15 protein-coding genes are annotated in these 19,053 nt (G+C 74.2%); all 15 read right to left on the bottom strand.

What is annotated here, in order from left to right; genetic code table 11:
• Window positions 1–13 precede the first annotated feature (13 nt).
• The gene (gene cobA / locus AMK13_RS13430) at window positions 14–1,261 is read right to left on the bottom strand and encodes a uroporphyrinogen-III C-methyltransferase (RefSeq protein ID WP_074002361.1); all 1,248 of its coding nucleotides are present in this window, start codon (window positions 1,259–1,261) and stop codon (window positions 14–16) included.
• 107 nt (window positions 1,262–1,368) lie between these two features.
• The gene (gene cobT, locus AMK13_RS13425) at window positions 1,369–5,322 is read right to left on the bottom strand and encodes a nicotinate-nucleotide--dimethylbenzimidazole phosphoribosyltransferase (RefSeq protein WP_079272095.1); all 3,954 of its coding nucleotides are present in this window, start codon (window positions 5,320–5,322) and stop codon (window positions 1,369–1,371) included.
• A gap of 494 nt (window positions 5,323–5,816) precedes the next feature.
• Window positions 5,817–7,073, bottom strand: a complete 1,257-nt coding sequence (cbiE, locus tag AMK13_RS13420) for a precorrin-6y C5,15-methyltransferase (decarboxylating) subunit CbiE (protein ID WP_107418731.1) — start codon at window positions 7,071–7,073, stop codon at window positions 5,817–5,819.
• A 137-nt stretch (window positions 7,074–7,210) separates the two neighbouring features.
• The gene (locus AMK13_RS13415; protein ID WP_049652062.1) at window positions 7,211–7,846 is read right to left on the bottom strand and encodes a GNAT family N-acetyltransferase; all 636 of its coding nucleotides are present in this window, start codon (window positions 7,844–7,846) and stop codon (window positions 7,211–7,213) included.
• 199 nt (window positions 7,847–8,045) lie between these two features.
• Window positions 8,046–8,873 (bottom strand): MetQ/NlpA family ABC transporter substrate-binding protein, encoded by an 828-nt coding sequence (locus AMK13_RS13410; protein WP_074002360.1) that lies wholly within the window; start codon window positions 8,871–8,873, stop codon window positions 8,046–8,048.
• Window positions 8,874–8,930: 57 nt separating this feature from the next.
• The gene (locus AMK13_RS13405; RefSeq protein WP_049652064.1) at window positions 8,931–9,659 is read right to left on the bottom strand and encodes a methionine ABC transporter permease; all 729 of its coding nucleotides are present in this window, start codon (window positions 9,657–9,659) and stop codon (window positions 8,931–8,933) included.
• The gene (locus AMK13_RS13400; RefSeq protein ID WP_074002359.1) at window positions 9,656–10,681 is read right to left on the bottom strand and encodes a methionine ABC transporter ATP-binding protein; all 1,026 of its coding nucleotides are present in this window, start codon (window positions 10,679–10,681) and stop codon (window positions 9,656–9,658) included. The genes AMK13_RS13405 and AMK13_RS13400 overlap by 4 nt, the downstream gene beginning before the upstream one ends.
• Before the next feature lie 550 nt (window positions 10,682–11,231).
• Window positions 11,232–11,732 carry a GNAT family N-acetyltransferase gene (locus AMK13_RS13395; RefSeq protein ID WP_049652066.1) on the bottom strand — a complete coding sequence of 167 codons (501 nt, stop codon included), beginning with the start codon at window positions 11,730–11,732 and terminating at the stop codon, window positions 11,232–11,234.
• A gap of 206 nt (window positions 11,733–11,938) precedes the next feature.
• Window positions 11,939–12,196: a sigma-70 family RNA polymerase sigma factor gene (locus tag AMK13_RS13390; RefSeq protein WP_053112078.1), complete on the bottom strand. Its 258-nt coding sequence runs from the start codon at window positions 12,194–12,196 to the stop codon at window positions 11,939–11,941.
• A 164-nt stretch (window positions 12,197–12,360) separates the two neighbouring features.
• Window positions 12,361–13,785: an argininosuccinate lyase gene (argH, locus tag AMK13_RS13385; protein ID WP_074002357.1), complete on the bottom strand. Its 1,425-nt coding sequence runs from the start codon at window positions 13,783–13,785 to the stop codon at window positions 12,361–12,363.
• Between the two features lie 115 nt (window positions 13,786–13,900).
• A complete protein-coding gene (locus AMK13_RS13380; RefSeq protein ID WP_049652068.1) occupies window positions 13,901–14,449 on the bottom strand; it encodes an arginine repressor in 549 nt (182 codons plus the stop codon).
• Window positions 14,450–14,472: 23 nt separating this feature from the next.
• Complete coding sequence (locus AMK13_RS13375) at window positions 14,473–15,750, bottom strand: acetylornithine transaminase (protein WP_074002356.1); 1,278 nt, start codon at window positions 15,748–15,750, stop codon at window positions 14,473–14,475.
• Window positions 15,747–16,622, bottom strand: a complete 876-nt coding sequence (argB, locus tag AMK13_RS13370) for an acetylglutamate kinase (protein ID WP_049652078.1) — start codon at window positions 16,620–16,622, stop codon at window positions 15,747–15,749. The genes AMK13_RS13375 and argB overlap by 4 nt, the downstream gene beginning before the upstream one ends.
• Window positions 16,623–16,764: 142 nt before the next feature.
• Window positions 16,765–17,937, bottom strand: a complete 1,173-nt coding sequence (argJ, locus tag AMK13_RS13365; protein WP_074002355.1) for a bifunctional glutamate N-acetyltransferase/amino-acid acetyltransferase ArgJ — start codon at window positions 17,935–17,937, stop codon at window positions 16,765–16,767.
• Window positions 17,934–18,962: an N-acetyl-gamma-glutamyl-phosphate reductase gene (gene argC / locus AMK13_RS13360; RefSeq protein WP_074002354.1), complete on the bottom strand. Its 1,029-nt coding sequence runs from the start codon at window positions 18,960–18,962 to the stop codon at window positions 17,934–17,936. Before argC ends, argJ begins: the two co-directional genes overlap by 4 nt.
• Window positions 18,963–19,053 lie beyond the last annotated feature (91 nt).

Below are 19,053 nucleotides of genomic sequence, written 5' to 3'. Positions count from 1 at the left end.
CTCCCCCGCGGGCCTACCGCTGGAAGGCGGCCGCCAGCACGTTGACGACGTCGCCGATGACGATGACCGCCGGGGGCTTGACCCCCTCGGCCTCGACCACCGCGGCGACGGTTCCGAGGGTGGCGTCCACCCGGCGCTGGGCGGCGGTGGTGCCCTCCTGGACGATCGCGACGGGGGTGTCCGCCGGCCGGCCGTACTCGACCAGCCGGGCGGCGATCGCGCCGATCTTGTCCACGGCCATCAGCAGCACCAGGGTGCCGCTCATCCGCGCGGCGGCCTCCCAGTTGGTGAGCGAGCGCTCGTCGTCCGGGCCGACGTGGCCGGAGATGACGGTGAACTCGTGGGTCATGCCGCGGTGGGTGACGGGCACGCCGGCCGCGGCGGGGACGCTGATCGAGCTGGAGATCCCGGGCACCACGGTGACCGGCAGCCCGGCCTCCGCGCAGGCCAGCAGCTCCTCGCCGCCGCGGCCGAAGACGTACGGGTCGCCGCCCTTGAGCCGGACCACGAACTTGCCGGCCTTGGCGTGCTCGACCAGGGTGCGGTTGATCGCCTCCTGGGCCATGAACCGGCCGTACGGGATCTTGGAGGCGTCGATCACCTCGACGTGCTCGGGCAGTTCGGCGAGCAGCTCGCGCGGGGCGAGGCGGTCGGTGACGACCACGTCGGCGTCGGCGAGCAGCCGGCGGCCGCGCACGGTGATCAGGTCCGGGTCGCCGGGGCCGCCGCCGACCAGGGCCACGCCGGCCCCGTGCGAGCGGTACTGACGGGCGGCCAGCGAGCCGTCCCGCAGGCCGTCCACGATGGCGTCGCGCAGGGCGGCGGAGTGGCGCGGGTCGCCGGTGAGGACGGCCACGGTGGCGCCCGCGTCGCGGCCGCTGGCCGGGGTCCAGGCGGTGGCCGCGGCGGCGTCGTCGCTGCGGGAGCAGAACACCCGATCGCGCTCGGCCTCGGCGCTGACCGCCGCGTTGACGGCCGGGTCGTCGGTGGCCACCAGGGCGTACCAGGTGTCGGCGAGGTCGCCGTCCCGGTACGGGCGGGCGTGCCAGGTGAGCTCGCCGGCGTCGGCCATGGCCTGGACGGCCGGGGTGGTGGCGGGCGCCACCAGGTGCAGGTCGGCGCCGGAGGCGATCAGGGCGGGCAGCCGCCGCTGGGCGACCTGGCCGCCGCCGACCACGACGACGCGGCGGCCGGCCAGCAGCAGGCCCACCGGGTAGGGGGTACGGCCCTCGGTGCTCGGGTGCGGGGTGGGCGCGGTCATCGGCGGTGCTCCTGATCGGGGATGAGGGTGTGGGGACGGTACGGCACGTCACCGCTCCGCGGTCCGGCGCGCCCTCGGGCCGGACCGCGGAGCGGTGACGGGGTGCGTCAGGCCTTCTCGGTGACCCCGGCGGAGTCGAAGGTCGCTACATCGTGCATCGCCCGGGCCGCGCTCTGCACCAGCGGCAGGGCCAGCAGGGCACCGGTGCCCTCGCCCAGCCGCAGGTCCAGGTCGATCAGCGGGCGCAGGCCGAGCTTCGCCAGCGCGGCCTGGTGGCCGGGCTCGGCGGAGCGGTGGCCGGCGATGCAGGCGGCCAGCACCTCGGGGGCGATGGCCTTGGCGGCCAGCGCGGCGGAACCGGCGATGACGCCGTCCAGGATCACCGGGGTGCGCAGCGAGGCGGCGCCCAGCAGGAAGCCGGCCAGGGCGGCGTGCTCCAGGCCGCCGACGGCGGCGAGGACGCCGATCGGGTCGCTCGGGTCGGGCTGGTGCAGGGCCAGCGCGGCGCGGATGACCTCGACCTTGCGGGCGTGGGTCTCGTCGTCGATGCCGGTGCCGCGGCCGGTGACCTCGGCCGGGTCGAGGCCGGTGAACACCGAGATCAGGGCGGCCGAGGCGGTGGTGTTGGCGATCCCCATGTCGCCGGTGACCAGTGCCTTGTTGCCCGCCGCGACCAGGTCGCGGGCGGTCTCGATGCCGACCTCGATGGCCTTGAGGGCCTCCTCGCGGGTCATCGCCGGGCCCTGGGTCATGTCGGCGGTGCCGGGGCGGACCTTGCGCGGCAGCAGGCCGGTGGCGCGGCCCTGCTGGACGGCGTCCGGCAGTTCGGCGGCGACGCCGACGTCGACGACGCAGACCTCGGTGCCGATCTGCTTGGCGAAGGAGTTGATCACCGCTCCGCCGGCCAGGAAGTTTCCGACCATCTGGGCGGTCACCTCCTGCGGCCAGGGGCTGACGCCCTGGGCGTGCACGCCGTGGTCGCCGGCGAAGATCGCCACGCAGGCGGGCTCCGGGAGCGGCGGCGGGCACTTGCGGGACAGGCCGCACAGCTGGGCGGAGATGATCTCCAGCATGCCGAGCGAGCCGGCCGGCTTGGTCATCCGCTTCTGCCGGTCCCAGGCCTCGCCGAGCGCCTTGGCGTCCAGCGGGCGGATGCCGCGCAGGGTGTCGGCGAGCAGGCTCTGCGGCTCCTCGCCGGGCAGCGCGCGGTTGCCGTACTGCTCCTCGTGGACGACCCAGGACAGCGGGCGCTTCTTGGCCCAGCCCTGCTGCTCCAGCTCGGGCTCGTCCGGGAACTCGTCGACGAAGCCGACGCACAGGTAGGCGACGACCTCCAGGTGCTCGGGCAGGCCGAGCTCGCGGACCAGCTCCTCGTCGTCGAAGAAGCTCACCCAGCCGACGCCCAGGCCCTCGGCGCGGGCGGCCAGCCAGAGGTTCTCGACGGCCAGGGCGGCCGAGTACGGGGCCATCTGCGGCTGGGTGTGCCGGCCCAGGGTGTGCCGGCCGCCGCGGGTGCGGTCGGCGGTCACCACGATGTTGACCGGGGTGTCGAGGATGGCCTCGATCTTGATTTCCTTGAACTGCTTGGCCCGGCCCTTGGGCAGCGAGTCCGCGAACGCCTCGCGCTGGCGCTCGGCCAGGGCGTGCATCCGCCTGCGGGTCTTCGCCGAGCGGATCACCACGAAGTCCCAGGGCTGCGAGTAGCCGACGCTGGGCGCGGTGTGGGCGGCCTCCAGGACGCGGATCAGCACCTCGTGCGGGATCGGGTCCGGGCGGAAGCCGTTGCGCACGTCGCGGCGCTCGCGGATCACCTGGTGGACGGCCTCGCGGCCGGCCTCGTCGTAGCCGGGGGCGGCCGGGCCGCGCGGCTCGGCGGGCTCCTCGGGCTGCGGCTCCGGCTGCTCCTGCGGCTCCTCGGCGGCGGGCTGCTCCTCGGCCACGGGCTGCTCCTCGGTGGCCTCGGCGGGCTCCGTGGCCTCGCCGGCTTCGGCGACCTCGGCGACCTCGCCGGACTCGACGGTCCCGGCGGCGGGCTGCTCGGCCTGGGGCTGCTCGGCGGCTTCGGCGGGGGCCTCGGCGGCCTGCTCCTGGACGGGCTCGGCCTCGACGGCGGGCTCCTCCACGGCGACGGGCTGCTCAGCGGCGGCCTCGGGCTCGGCCGGGGCCTGCGCCTGCTCGGCGGCCGGCTCCGCGGGGGCCTCGGCCTCCGGAGCGGCGGCGACGGGCTGCTCGGCGACGGCCTCGGCGGGCGCGGCAACCTCGGCGGCGGGCTCCTCGACGGCTTCGGCGGGCTGCGCCGCCTCCGCCTCGGGGGCGGCCTCGACCGGAGCCTCGGCGGCCGGCTCGACAGCTGCGGCGGCGTCGGCCTCCGCCGGCGCCTCCACGGGCTGCTCCGCGACCGGCTCGGCGACGGCCTCGGCCGGGACCTCGGCCTGCTGCTGCGGCTGCTCGCCCTCGGCCGCGGGCTCGGTGACGGCCTGGCCGGAGGGCATCTCACCGGTGCCCGCGGCGGTCTCCGCCACCGGCTCGGCGACGGCCTCCGACACGGCCTCGGCCGGGACCTCGGCCTGCTGCGCGGCCTCGGCGACCTCGGCGGCTTCGGCAACCGGGGCGGACTCGGCGCCCGCCACGGCCTCGGCGACGTGAGCAGCCTCGACGGCCTCGACGACCTCGACGGTCTGAGGCGCGTCGGCGGCCGCTATGGGCGCGGGCTGCTGCGGGGCCGTCTCCTCGACCACCGGAGCCTGCCCGGCCGCCCCGACCTTGGGCAGGCCGTGCGGGGTGGGTGCGGCGAGGAAGGCGGAGATCCGGCGCGGCTGACCGGCCGGGGCCGCGGCCTCGGGCTGCTCGGCCAGCACGGCGGCGCCGTCGGCGGCAGCGCCCTCGGCGGCGACGGCCTCAGGAGCGGCGGGAGCGACGGCGGTCTCGGCGGCCACGGGCTCGGCGACGGGTGCGTCGGCCGCCTCGGCCACCGGCTGGGCGGCCTCAGCCGGAGCCGGCTCGGCCACGGGGGCCTGCGGCGCGGCCGCGACGACGGTCTCCACGACCTCGGCGGCCTGAGGGGCCTGCGGGGCCTGGGGAGCCGTCACGTCCTGCACGGGCTGCGCCGGGACGGCCTCCGGCGTCTCGACGACCTCGATCACCTCGATCGCCCCGACCGTCTCGACGGCCAGCACGGTCTCGACCGGCGGCACGCCCAGCGGCACCTGCTGGGCCCCGTGGGCCTGCGGAGCCTGCTGGACCTGCTGGGCCTGCGGGAAGTCCTGCGCCTGCGGCAGCTGCTGCCCCTCCACGACCGGGGCCGCCGGAGCGGCCAGGACGGCCTGCGGCGCGACGGCCGGAGCCGCGGCCTCGGCCATCGGCGGGCGGCCGACCACCGGGATGCCGTGCGCCGGCGTGCCGCCCTGCGAGGGGCCGCGGTCGGCCAGCGAGCGGACCGGCACCTGGCCGGTCATCAGCGACGGGTCCGGGATCGGCGGACCGGCGTGCAGCGGCCGGCGCGGCTGCTGAGCCTGCGTCATCGGCTGCTGCGCCTGCTGGACGGGGTGCTGCTGGACGCCGTGCTCGGCGCCGAGCACCGGCGGGTCCACCGGCGGCCAGGACGGCTCGACCGGCGTGCCGTCGTGCTGCGGCGCGAGCGGCACCTGCTCGGCCGGGACGGCCGCGAGCGGCTCGCCCCAGGAGCCCTGCGGACCGGGCATCAGCAGCACGTCGTCCTCGTCGTCCAGGCCGTCCGGCGTGTCGGGCTGGTCGAGGAAGTGGAAGGCCGGGCGCGGGGCGCCCTGGTCGACGCCCCAGCCCTCGCCGGGCTGGCCGGGCTGCGGCACGCCGGGAACGCCGTAGCCGTACTGGCCCTGCGGCGGGATGCCGCCCGCGCCCGGGGGCACCGCGCCGGGGACACCGCCGATCGGGGCCGCCGGGTTGGGGATCGCCCCACCGTCCGTCGCGACGCCCTGGAGGGGTGCAACGCCCGCGACGCCCTCCGGTCCGCCGAGCGGGCCCGGCCCGCCGTGCAGGTGCTCCGGCATTCCCTCGCCCGGAACGTGGCCGCCATCGGTCATTGTCAAAGCTCCTTCCAGGCCGCTGCCGCGCCCTCGGCGACACGATCACCGATCGCAGCGCCCATCCGCACGGGCCGAACCAGCACCGGCCCGCCCCTAACCACACGCGGCCGCCGCGCCGTGGCGCTGCGGCCCAAGTCCATCCGGCGCGCTGCGGCACCCCGGTCCGGCGCACCGCCCGTAGGGGGCGGCGCATCGTCTGAAACAACGACAACCCGGAGCAACCGGCACGACCGCACCGGACCCTACGGCATTCTCCAGGTCCGGCACGAGGCCCGTCGAATTGCCCACACTTCGAGCGGAACCGGATTGCACCGCGTCAAAAAGGTGACAAACCGACTGAATCGGGTGGGTCGCCTACCCTTGCAGTCGCCCAGGACGTCACACTACCGGCACCGCGCGGTCACCTCTCGAATCGGTGTCCGGATGCGACCTGGATCACCGTCGGCGCCACCGGACGATCCCGGCGCGGGCCCCGGACGGGCCCACGGCCTTCACACGATCTGCTCACCCCAGAGGACCAGCGCGCCGGTTCCGCCCGCTCCCAGCGCCAGCCCGTCGCCCTCCCCGACCGGCCGCAACGGGCTCGCCTGGAGCAGCGCGCCGTCCGCCCGGTAGCCGGCCCCGGCGATCGCCCGGTGGACCTCCTCGGCCTCGGTGAGGGTCCGGGGCAGCGCGACGAACCGTTCGGGCCGGCGGGCCAGCACCGCGCGCACCACGTCGAGGCCGCCGGACTCCACCACCGCCGCGTCCGGTTCCGGCAGGCCGCCCAGCACCTCGGGGCCGCTCCCGTACACCGCCTCCACCTCGACGCCGTAGCGGCGGGCGTTGACGGTCAGCCGGGCGCAGGCCGAGCGGGAGCCCTCGACCGCGACGACGGCGGCGCCGAACCGGGCCGCCTCCACCGCGAGGGCGCCGCTGCCGGCGCCGACCGACCAGACCAGGTCCCCGGGGCGGGCGCCGAGCCGGGCCAGCACCAGGGCGCGCACGTGGGCGGGGAGCGCCTCCGGTGCGCCCGGCTCGCCTTCCGTGCGCCCGGCGCCCGCGTAGGCGTCACCGGGGAGCGCCCAGCCGCGTTCCACGCCGGGGTAGCCGACCGGGCGCCCGGCGAGCCAGCCGGCCGCCTCGTCCACCGCCCCCGTCCGGGCGCCGCCGCCGATCACCAGCACCACGTTGGGGTCGCGCCACACGTGGTCGGCGATCCGGTCGGAGGTGAGGACGGTGACGTCCTCGTCGGGGGTGCCGAGGGCCTCGCAGACCACGAAGGTCCGGTGCACCCCGCGCAGCATCAGGGCGAGTTCGGCGGGCCCGGCGCCCGGCGCGGTGAGCACCGCGACCTTGGGGTGGGCCCGGCAGATGTTGGCCGCGCGGCGCAGCCGTCCGCCGTGCGCGCTGACCACCTGGGCGTCCTCCCAGGGCATGCCGGCCCGGGCGAAGGCGGCGGCCACCGAGGAGACGGCGGGCAGCACCTCCAGTTCGAGGCCGTACTCGGGGCGGCGCAGGGTGCGCACCACCCCGAAGAACCCCGGGTCGCCCTCGGCGACCACGACGGCGGCGCCGCGGTGCTCGGCGATCCTGCGGGCGGCCTGCCGGACGTTGCCGAGGGCGATCCGTTCGGCGGCCTCCGGCACCGGAAGGGCGTTCAGTTGGTAGGGGGCGCCGGCGACCAGGGTCGCCGCGGCCAGGGCCGCGCCGGCGGCCTCGGTCAGCGGTGTGCCGTCCCACCCGATGACCGTGATCCGGTCAGCCATCTGCGGCCGTTCTCCCTCGACTCGGTGCGCCGCTCGATCCGCCGTCGTGCGGCACCGGTCCAGAGGCTACCGGGTGCGGTCGGCCGGAGCCCGACATCTCGCACACATGTCCGCGCCGGGTGAACAGGCGGCGTGTCTCAGTCGCGCAGCACGTAGCGGTGGTCGCCGTGCCAGCCCTCGCGGTGCAGCTCGGGGGACTCCAGGTCCTCCGGGAGCAGGCTCCACAGGATGAGGTCGCTGCGGCTGTCCTGAAGCACCTCGCCGGACTCCCCGCGGACTATCCAGGCGCTGCGCAGCACGCCCTCGCTGATGCCGCCGATCTTCTGGGCGACCTGCTGGGCGGCGGTGTTCCCGGCGGCGGTGCGCAGTTCCAGGCGCAGGAAGCCGCGGTCCTCGAACAGCCACTGGGCGACGCCGAGGACGGCCTCCGGGGCGTAGCCCTCGCCGCGCGCCCAGACGGCGGTGACGTAGGAGATCTCGGTGCTGCGCAGCCGCCAGTCGGTGTTGCGCAGCTCGACCAGGCCGACCAGGCGCTGGGTGAGGTGCTCGGTGACGGCGAAGACGATGCCGCGGCCGGCGGCCCGGTGGGCGGGGGCGAGGGTGCGGGCGAGTTCGGCCGCGTACTCCTCGGTGAAGGGGTGCGGCAGGTCCGTCCAGGCGAGCACGAGGTCGTCGGCCATCATCGTGGCCAGGCCGGGGGCGTCGTCCTCCGCAAGGGGTCGCAGCAGCAGCCGTTCGGTGCTGATGGCGGTCTCGGGGAAGCTCGCTGCCATGCCGTCTCTCCTCGCCGGGTCGTGAACACAACACCGTACGCCTCCGGCGTGCCCCGGGTGCCACGCGGTGCGCTGCCCGCACGACGGTACGTCAGAACGCGGTCGGTCGGAGTGTCCCTGCTGCATACTGCCCGACCGGGCCCCCGTCGCGGTGCGGTGGGGGCCCGGTCGGGCGTTACGAGGTATGACCGTACGACGATCAGAAGGCCGGGATGACCGAGCCCTGGAAGGTGTCGTCGATGTACTTCTTGACCTCGTCGGAGTGCAGCAGCTCGGCCAGCTTCTTGACCCGCGGGTCGTTCTCCTTGCCCTTCTTGACGGCGAGGATGTTGGCGTACGGGTTGCCCTCGGCCTTCTCCAGCACCAGGGCGTCGGTGGCCGGCTTCAGGCCGGAGTCGATCGCGTAGTTGCCGTTGATGACGGCGGCGTCGAGGTCGGCGACGGAGCGGGGCAGCTGGGCGGCCTCCAACTCCTTCCACTTGAAGTTCTTCGGGTTGCCGGTCACGTCCGCCGGGGTGGCGGTGGTGGTGACGCCGTCCTTGAGGGTGATCAGCTTGTTGTCGGCGAGCAGCTTGAGCGCGCGGCCCTCATTGGTGGCGTCGTTCGGCAGGCCGATGGTGGCGCCGTCCGCGAGGTCGCCGATCGCCTTGACCTTCTTGGAGTAGAGGCCCAGCGGCTCCAGGTGCACGGGCTCGACCGACACGATGTTCGTGCCGTGCTTCTTGTTGAAGTCCTCCAGGTACGGGACGTGCTGGAAGTAGTTGGCGTCGGCCGAACCGTCCTGCACCGCCGTGTTGGGGGTCACGTAGTCGGTGACCTCCTTGATGTCGAGCTTGAGGCCCGCCTTCTCCGCGAGGTTGTCCTTGACGTACTTCAGGATCTGGCCGTGCGGGGTGGGGCTGGCCACGACCTTCAGCGGCGCGTTCGCGTCCGAGGAAGAGGAGGAGCCCGAGCTGCCGCAGGCGGCGAGCGAGAGGGCGACGCCGGCGGTGGCGAGGATGCTGGTGAACTTCAGGGCGTTGCGCACGAAAAGTGCCTTTCTGCGTGGAACGGGGAGCCGCGTCCGGGGTCGGACGAGGGAGGTCTAGGAGGCGGCGAGGTCCTTGTCGGGAGCCGCCGGGGTGCGGCCGAGCAGCCGCGTCCGGCCGCCGGTGCGGCCGCGGTGGGACAGCCGCCGGACGGCGAAGTCGCCGATCAGCTGGACGGCGGTGACGATGATCACCAGCTCGGCCACGATGACCCACATGAAGGCGGTCTCGAAGCGCTGGTAGCCGTAGTTGACGGCGAGGGTGCCGAGGCCGCCGCCGCCGACGGTGCCGGCCATCGCGGAGTAGCTGACCAGGGTGATGACCGTGGTGGTGACCGAGGCCACGATGCCGGGCAGGGCCTCGGGCAGCAGGGTCTTGCGGACGATCGTCCAGGTGCTGCCGCCCATCGACTGGACCGCCTCGACCAGCCCCTTGTCGACCTCGCGGACGGAGGTCTCGACCAGGCGGGCGAAGAACGGGATGGCGCCGATGGTCAGCGGCACGGTCGCCGCCTGCCAGCCGATGGAGGTGCCGACCAGCCAGCGGGTGAAGGAGATCAGCGCGATCATCAGGATGATGAACGGCACCGAACGGGCGATGTTCACGACGAAGCCGATGGCCTTGTTGACGGCCCGGTTGGCCAGCAGGCCGCCCTTGTCGGTGAGCACCAGGAGCACGCCCAGCGGCAGGCCGAGCAGCACGGTGACGAGCGCGGACACCCCGACCATCTGGAAGGTCTCCTGGGTGGCGGGCCACATCAGCTCCCACATCTGGTCCCAGGTCATGCCACCGCTCCGTTCGCCGTACCGATCACGTCCACCTGCAGGCCCTGCTCGCGCAGGTAGCCGATCGGCACCACGTTGTCCTGGTGGCCGCCCGGCAGCTCGACCCGCATCCGGCCGACCATCCGGCCGGCGATGGTCTCCACCGCGGCGCCGAGGATGTTGATGTCGATCTGGTACGTGCGGGCGAGCTGGGAGACGAACGGCTGGGCCGAGCTGTCGCCCTGGAAGGTGATCTCCAGCACGGTCGAGCCGGGGTGGCCGGTGCCGAACTCGCTGAGCGGGAACAGCTCGCGGGCCAGCTCCGAGCCGGGCTTGGCCAGCAGGTCGGTCAGCTCGCCGGACTCCACCACCCGGCCGCCGCGCATCAGGGCGGCGGAGTCGCAGACGGACTTGATGACGTCCATCTCGTGGGTGATCAGCAGGACGGTGAGGCCCAGCTGCTGGTTGAGGTCGCGCAGCAGCTTGAGGATCGAACGGGTGGTCTCCGGGTCGAGCGCCGAGGTGGCCTCGTCGGAGAGCAGCACTTTCGGGTCGCCGGCCAGTGCGCGGGCGATGCCGACGCGCTGCTTCTGGCCGCCGGAGAGCTGGTTGGGGTAGCTGCGGGCCTTGTCGCCGAGGCCGACCAGCTCCAGCAGCTCGGCGGCCTTGCGGCGGCGCTCGGTGCGGTCCAGGCCGACGATCTCCAGCGGGAGCTCGACGTTCTGCTGCACCGTCCGCGAGGAGAGCAGGTTGAAGTGCTGGAAGACCATGCCGATCCGGCGGCGGGCCTCGCGCAGTTCGCGGCCGGCCCGGTTCTCGCCGCCGGACAGCGCGGTCAGCTCGACCCCGTCCACGGTGACCGTGCCGGAGGTCGGGCGCTCCAGCATGTTCACGCAGCGGATGAGGGTGGACTTGCCGGCACCGCTGGTGCCGACGACTCCGTAGACCTCGCCCGGGCGGACGTGCAGGTCGACACCGGCGAGGGCGGTCACCTCGCGGCCTCGGGAACGGTAGACCTTCGTCAGGTCCGTGGTGGTGATCACAGCGGCTTTCCGTGGGTCGGGGGCGGGCGGCGTGGTCCGACCGCCCGACCGGCTTGCGGCCGGCGGCGGCGTTACGGCGCTGCGCCGGGAGGGTCCGGACCTGCCGCCCCTTGATCGTGGCCGCTGGACGGCCGGGCCGCGCGACGGCGTGGCCCTAACGAGTCACCCGGGCCCGCGGGTCGGCGGGCACGGCAAAGGGAGGGGTCCGGGAGGAGGGGCGCGCTCGCACGGGCGGGAGCGGCGCCGGAGTCTCGCTTCGGGGCGCGAGGAGGAGGCGCCCTCAGCGGGGCGCCGGGGGCGGTGGCCCTCAGCAGTGACACATTCGACGACACATGGCACGCTCACCTGCCGGCAGGGTGCCGGTGGGGGTCCAGTTCGTCGTCGCAGTCATGTGAGCCAGTAAAACAGATGGGTTGATTCCTGCCCAATTGTTTCCCGAAGCTGTCCGCATTGCGGACACTCACCACCGTTGACCAGCGCGGATACGGCTCGGCGCCGCCACCGGTGGTCCGGATGGTGGCGGCGCCGGGAAAGCGCGGGAGCGGCGGGCTCAGGCCGTCGCGGCGAGCGGCTCGGCGGCCGCCTTCTCCAGGTGGACGAAGCTCAGCCGGGTGCTGACCTGCTCGACCCGGGTCTGACGGTACCCCTGCCGAGCGTACAGCCGCAGGTTGCCCAGGCTGCGGTGGCCGGTGAACAGCCGGTAGGCGCTCACCCGGCCGTCCTGGGCCAGGCGGCGCTCCAGCGCGTCCAGCAGTCGGCCGCCGAGGCCGTGGCGCTGCATCCGCGGATGGACCACCAGGCGCCCTATCCGGCCGACGCCGTCGGCGCCGACGTGGCCGCGGACGGTGCCGACCACCTCGTCGCCCAGCCGGGCGACCAGGAAGTGCTGCTCGGACAGTTCGGCGCGCAGGCTCTCCAGGCTCTGCGTCAGGGGCTCGATCGCCCAGTCGCCGTACAGCTCGGCCTCGGGCTGGTAGCCGAGGTACTGGAGCTTGAGGATCTGCTCCGCGTCCTCGGCCTCCGCGGCCGAGATGATCACGCTCATGCCCATGTGGAGGGGCCTCCCCAGTCGTCGTGCGCGGCGCGCGGAGGGTAGGCGCGCTCACGCTCAGTATCCGAGTGATCGCGCCACCGTCAAGGGCTGCGTTCGCCAGCGCTCTACCCGGGTGTCAGCTTCCCTCAACCTTCGCGGGGGCGGACGTGAGGAGGGTCACCTCCCGTGCCGCACACGTTCCGCTCGGTCGCACGGGCTTGCGCTCAGGGGTAGCGCTCGGTGTGGAGCAGCATCCGCAGGCAGGCCAGGCAGCGGGAGCGGGTGGGACCGATCGAGCCGCGCGGCATGCCGAGCCGCTCGGAGAGCTCACGGTAGGTGGGCGGCGGATCCTCGGCGAGCGCGGCCATCAGCTGCGGACAGCGGCCGGGCAGGGCGGCGACGGTCTCGCGGACCGCGCGGCGGCGACACTCGTCGAGGTAGACGTCCTCGGCGGAGGGGGCGAAGGGGAGGGCGGTGCACACACCGTGCATGACGGCCCGGGGCGGGGCCGGTTACGCCCGGGCCGGGGCACGGACGCGGGAGGGGCGCGCCGGTCGGACCGCCGCGCCCCTCCCCCGTCGCGCCGGGGATCGGCCCCGTCGCGGGGGTCCGGCCCCTCGTCCGGGACCGGCCCCGCCGTCCGGGATCAGCCCCGCGCCCACTCCTGCTGCCGCGCCAGGTCCGCCTTCACCTCGGCGAGCTGGACCGCGACCGCCGAGGGGGCCGTTCCGCCGCGCCCGTCGCGGGAGGCGATGGCACCGTGGACGCTGAGCACCGAGCGCACCTCGGGCGTCAGGTGCCCGGAGATCGCGGCGAACTGCTCGTCCGTCAGGTCGGACAGCTCGATGCCCTCGGCCTCGCAGACCTTGACGCAGGCGCCGGCCACCTCGTGCGCGACCCGGAACGGCACGCCCTGCTTGACCAGCCACTCGGCGATGTCGGTGGCGAGCGAGAAGCCGGCCGGGGCCAGCTCCTCCAGCCGCTCCCGGTGCACGGTGAGGGTGGCCATCATCCCGGTGAACGCGGGCAGCAGCACCTCCAGCGTGTCGCAGGAGTCGAAGACCGGCTCCTTGTCCTCCTGGAGGTCCCGGTTGTAGGCGAGCGGCAGCGCCTTGAGGGTGGCCAGCAGGCCGGTCAGGTTGCCGATCAGCCGGCCGGACTTGCCCCGGGCGAGCTCGGCGATGTCCGGGTTCTTCTTCTGCGGCATGATCGAGGAGCCGGTGGAGAAGGCGTCGTGCAGCGTGATGAAGCCGAACTCCTTGGTGTTCCAGATGATCACCTCCTCCGCGATCCGGGAGAGGTTGATGCCGACCATCGCGGTCACGAAGGCGAACTCGGCGACGAAGTCGCGCGAGGCGGTGCCGTCGATGGAGTTGCCGACCGAGCCGCCCTCGAAGCCGAGGTCGGCGGCGACGGCCTGCGGGTCGAGGCCGAGCGAGGAGCCGGCCAGCGCGCCGGAGCCGTACGGCGAGACGGCGGTGCGGGCGTCCCACTGGCGCAGCCGCTCGGCGTCCCGGCCGAGGGCCTGCACGTGCGCGAGGACGTGGTGGGCGAAGAGCACCGGCTGGGCGTGCTGGAGGTGGGTGCGGCCGGGCATCGCGGTGTCCGGGTGCGCCTCGGCGAGGCCGACCAGGGCCTGCTGGAGGTCGAGCAGCAGGCCGCCGATGGCCTTCGCGTGGTCCCGCAGGTACATCCGGAACAGGGTGGCGATCTGGTCGTTGCGCGAGCGCCCGGCCCTCAGCTTGCCGCCGAGGTCGGGGCCGAGGCGCTCCAGCAGGCCGCGCTCCAGGGCGGTGTGCACGTCCTCGTCGGCGACGGTGCCGGTGAAGGTGCCCGCCTCGACGTCGGCGAGCAGCTCGTCCAGGCCGGCCAGCATGCCGGCCAGCTCCTCGTCGGAGAGCAGGCCGGCCTTGTGCAGGACCCGGGCGTGGGCCTTGGAGCCGGCGATGTCGTACGGCGCGAGGCGCCAGTCGAAGTGGACCGAGGCCGAGAGCCTGGCCAGCGCCTCGGACGGGCCGTCGGCGAAGCGCGCACCCCAGAGGCGGACGTCGGAGGACTGCTCGGCGGTCATCGCGGTGGCTCCTTCATGCATGTGCAGTGGGTGGCATAAGTATGCACGATGCCGTATGAAACACAAAACCCCGGCCGGACGGTCTCCGTCGGCCGGGGTTCGTGCGTTCGAGGTGCTACTGCGCCTTCGCCTGGGCGAGTTGCATGAGGTGGTCGGCGAGCGCCTGCCCGCCGGCCGGGTCCCGGCTGATCAGCAGGACGGTGTCGTCGCCGGCGATGGTGCCGATGATCTCGAACACCTCGGCCTGGTCGATCGCCGAGGCCAGGAACTGGGCGGCGCCCGGCGGGGTGCGCAGCACCACCAGGTTGCCGGAGGCCGTCGCGGAGACCATGAGCTCGCCGGCCAGCCGGGCCATCCGGCCCTCGCTGGCCGACTCGCCCATCGGCGCGCGCGGCGTGCGGTCGCCGCCCTCGGCCGGGACGGCGTAGATCAGCGCGCCGTCCCGGTTGCGGATCTTGACCGCGCCCAGCTCGTCCAGGTCCCGGGAGAGGGTGGCCTGGGTGACCACGAGTCCGTCGTCGGCGAGCAGCTTGGCGAGCTGGCTCTGCGAACGCACGGGCTGGCGGGTGAGCAGGTCCACGATCCGCCGGTGGCGCGCGGTGCGGGTCTGCGGGACCTGCGGCGTCGGGCCTGCGGCGGACGGGCCGGAGTGGGAAGCGGTCATGTGATTATTCTCCCGGACGACGGTCAATTCGCATCGGCCGGGGCGCCCTCGCGCACCGTCCGGAGGATGCCCGGCAGCGCGGCCAGGAAGGCGTCCGCCTCCTGCTCGGTCAGCACCAGCGGCGGGGCCAGCCGGACGGCGTCCGGGACGGCCGCGTTGACCAGGAAGCCCGCCTCCTGCGCGGCGGCCTGGACCTGCGCCGAGACCGGCTCGGTGAGCACGATGCCGAGCAGCAGGCCCGCCCCGCGCACGTGCGAGACCAGCGGGTCGCCGAGCGCCTCGACGCCCTGCCGCAGCCGCTCGCCGAGCTTGCGGACGTGCTCCAGCAGGCCCTCGGACTCGATGGTGTCCAGCACCGCGAGCCCGGCCGCGGCGGCCACCGGGTTGCCGCCGAAGGTGGTGCCGTGCTGGCCCGGGGTGAGCAGCTCGGCGGCCGGCCCGAAGGCGAGCACCGCGCCCATCGGCAGGCCGCCGCCGAGCGCCTTGGCCAGGGTGACCACGTCCGGCTCCACGCCCTCGTCCGCCTGGTGGGCGAACCAGTGGCCGGTGCGGCCGACGCCGGTCTGGATCTCGTCCAGCACCAGCAGGGTGCCGGTGGCCCGGGTGATCTCGCGGGCCGCCTTCAGGTAGCCCTCGGGCAGCGGGATCGCGCCGTTCTCGCCCTGGACGGGCTCCAGGAAGACGGCGGCCGTCTCGGTGGTGACGGCCGCGCGCAGCGCCTCGACGTCGCCGAGCGGGACGTGGGTGACGTCGCCGGGCAGCGGGCGGAACGGGTCCTGCTTGGCGGGCTGGCCGGTGAGCGCGAGGGCGCCCATGGTGCGGCCGTGGAAGGCGCCCTGGAGGGCGACCAGGTGGGTGCGGCCGGTCCGCCGGCTGATCTTGAAGGCGGCCTCGTTGGCCTCGGCGCCGGAGTTGCAGAAGAACACCCGGCCGCCCGGGCGGCCGTCGAGCTCCAGCAGCCGCTCGGCGAGCGCGATGGTGGGCTCGGCCATGAAGAGGTTGGAGACGTGGCCCAGGGTGGCGATCTGCCGGCTCACCGCCTCGACGACGGCCGGGTGGGCGGTGCCGAGGGCGTTGACGGCGATGCCGCCGAGCAGGTCGGTGTACTCCTTGCCGTCGGCGTCCCAGAGCTTGCTGCCCTCGCCGCGCACCAGCGGGATGCGGGGGGTGCCGTAGTTGTCGGTGAAGGCGTGCTGCCAGCGCTCGGCGAGCTGCTCGTTGTGGGTCGTACCCGTCGTACCCGTCGCGCTGGTCGCACCCGTCGCGCCGGTCGTGCTGTCGGTGCCAGTCGTGCCGCTCATGCCAGTCCCCCGGTCACGGTCGTTTCGTCGTCCGGCACGACCATCGTGCCGATGCCCTCGTCGGTGAAGATCTCCAGCAGCAGGCTGTGCTGGACCCGGCCGTCCAGGACGCGGGCGGTGCCCACGCCGGAGCGGACGGCCCGCAGGCAGCCCTCCATCTTGGGGAGCATGCCGCTGGCCAGCTCGGGCAGCAGCTCCTCCAGCTCGCTCGCGCTGAGCTGGCTGATCACGTCGTCGGATTCCGGCCAGTCCTTGTAGAGACCCTCGACGTCGGTGAGGACGACGAGCATCTCGGCGCCGAGCGCGACCGCGAGGGCGGAGGCGGCGGTGTCGGCGTTGATGTTGTAGACATGGCCGTCGGTGCCGCGGGCGATCGAGGAGATGACCGGGATGCGGCCGTCGGCGATCATCGCCTTCACGGCGCCGGCCTCGATGTTGACGATGTCGCCGACCAGGCCGATGTCGACCTGCTCGCCGTCCACCACGGCGTAGCGCTTGACCGCCGTCATGGTGTGGGCGTCCTCGCCGGTCATGCCGACCGCGAACGGGCCGTGCTCGTTGAGCAGGCCGACCAGCTCGCGCTGCACCTGGCCGGCCAGCACCATCCGGACCACGTCCATGGTCTCCGGGGTGGTGACCCGCAGGCCATTGGTGAAGCTCGACTCCAGGCCCAGCCGGTCGAGTTGGGCACTGATCTGGGGGCCGCCGCCGTGCACCACGACGGGGTGCAGCCCGGCGTAGCGCAGGAAGACGACGTCCTGGGCGAAGGCGGACTTGAGGCTGTCGTCCACCATGGCGTTGCCGCCGAACTTGATCACGACGGTCTTGCCGTGGAAGCGCTCCAGCCACGGCAGCGCCTCGATCAGCGTCATGGCCTTGGGCAACGCGGTGTTGTTGCGGGCCTGTTCGCCCTTGGGTGCGATCTGCACGGGTTTCCCTCGTCGATGGGGGTCCCCCCGGCCGCGGGCCGGGGGGATGTCGCGGATCAGGCGGGCTCGGGTGGAGCGGCGCGGATCAGGTCGAGTAGGCGCTGTTCTCGTGGACGTAGTCGGCCGTCAGGTCGTTGGTCCACAGCGTGGCGCCCGCCGTACCGGCGTTGAGGTTCGCGGTGATGACGACCTCGCGGCCCTTCATGTCGACCAGGTCGCGGTCCTCGCCGACGCCGCCGGACTTGCAGACCCAGACGCCGTTGATGGCGACGTCCAGCCCGTCCGGGTCGAAGGCGGCGGAGGTGGTGCCGATCGCGGCCAGCACCCGGCCCCAGTTGGGGTCCTCGCCGTGGATGGCGCACTTGAGCAGGTTGTTGCGGCTGATCGTCCGGGCGACCTCGACCGCGTCGTCCTCGGTGGCGGCGCCGGTGACGTCGATCCGGATCTCCTTGCTCGCGCCCTCGGCGTCGCCGATCAGCTGGCGGGCCAGGTCGGCGCTGACCGTGCGGACGGCCTCGGCGAACTCGGCCCGGTCCGGGACGGTGCCGGAGGCGGCGGAGGCGAGCAGCAGCACGGTGTCGTTGGTCGACATGCAGCCGTCGGAGTCGATCCGGTCGAAGGTGGTGCGGGTGGCGCCGCGCAGCGCGTCGTCCAGGGCGGCGCTGTCCAGGTCGGCGTCGGTGGTGAGGACGACCAGCATGGTGGCGAGGCTCGGGGCGAGCATGCCCGCGCCCTTGGCCATGCCGCCGACCGTCCAGCCGGCCGGGCTGGTGTACTCGGCGGTCTTGTGCACGGTGTCGGTGGTCTTGATGGCGATCGCGGCGGCCTCGCCGCCGTCCTCGCCGAGCGCGCCGACGGCCAGGGCGACGCCGGGCAGCAGGAGGTCCATCGGCAGCCGGACGCCGATCAGGCCGGTGGAGGCGACGGCGACCTCGCCCGCGTTGAGGCCCAGCTCCGCGGCGGCCTTCTCCGCGGTGGCGTGGGTGTCCTGGAAGCCGAGCGGGCCGGTGCAGGCGTTGGCGCCACCGGAGTTGAGGACGACGGCGGACACCTGGCCGCCCTTGAGGACCTGCTCGGACCAGAGCACCGGCGCGGCCTTGACCCGGTTGGCGGTGAAGACGCCGGCCGCGGCGAGCGAGGGGCCGTCGTTGACCACCAGGGCGAGGTCGGGGGTGCCGGAGGCCTTGATGCCGGCGGTCACACCGGCGGCCCGGAAGCCCTTGGCGGCGGTCACTCCGACGTTGGTGCTCTTGCTCACGGTGCGACTCCGTTCACGGGCAGGCCGAGCTCCTCGGGCAGGCCCAGGGCGATGTTCATGCTCTGCACCGCGCCGCCGGCGGTGCCCTTGACCAGGTTGTCGATCGCGCTGATCGCGATGATCCGCCCGGCGGCGGCGTCCAGGGCGACCTGGACCAGGGCGGTGTTGGCGCCGTAGACGCTGCTGGTCTGCGGCCACTGCCCCTCGGGCAGCAGGTGGACGAAGGGCTCGTCCGTGAACGCCTCGGTGTAGGCGGCGCGCAGGCTCCGGGCCGTCACCCCGGGCCTGGCCTTGGCCGAGCAGGTGGCGAGGATGCCGCGCGGCATCGGGACGAGGGTGGGGGTGAAGGAGACGGTGACCGGCTCGCCCGCGACCGGGGAGAGGTTCTGCGCCATCTCCGGGGTGTGCCGGTGGACGCCGCCGACGCCGTACGGGCTGACGCTGCCCATCACCTCGCTGCCCAGCAGGTGCGGCTTGGCGGCCTTGCCGGCGCCGGAGGTGCCGGAGGCGGCGACCACCACGGCCTCCGGCTCGGCGAGCTGCGCGGCGTAGGCGGGGAACAGCGCCAGGGAGACGGCCGTCGGGTAGCAGCCGGGTACGGCGATCCGGTTGCTGCCCTTCAACGCGGCTCGGTGGCCGGGGAGTTCGGGCAGGCCGTAGGGCCAGGTGCCGGCGTGCGCGGTGCCGTAGAACTGCTCCCAGTCGGCGGCGGCCTTGAGCCGGAAGTCGGCGCCGCAGTCGATCACCAGGACGTTCGGGCCGAGCTCCTCGGCGACGGCGGCGGACTGACCGTGCGGCAGGGCCAGGAACACCACGTCGTGGTCGGCCAGCACCTCGGGGGTGGTGGCTTCGAGGACGCGGTCGGCGAGCGGGCGCAGGTGCGGCTGGAGCTGGCCCAGCCTGGTGCCCGCGTTCGAGCCGCCGGTCAGCGCCCCGATCTCCATCTCCGGGTGGCCGAGCAGCAGGCGCAGCACCTCGCCGCCCGCGTAACCGCTCGCGCCGGCGACGGCGACTCGCAATGCCATGGCGTTCCTCCTTAGTCTTGGCATGAATATACGCGTGACGGAAAATTCATGCAAGGAGGTTGTGCCGGACCCCCGCCGGGGCGGGGTGCCC

The organism is Streptomyces sp. CB02056 (assembly GCF_001905545.1).
GTDB lineage: Bacteria > Actinomycetota > Actinomycetes > Streptomycetales > Streptomycetaceae > Kitasatospora.
This window is presented reverse-complemented; position numbering and strand designations above follow the sequence as displayed.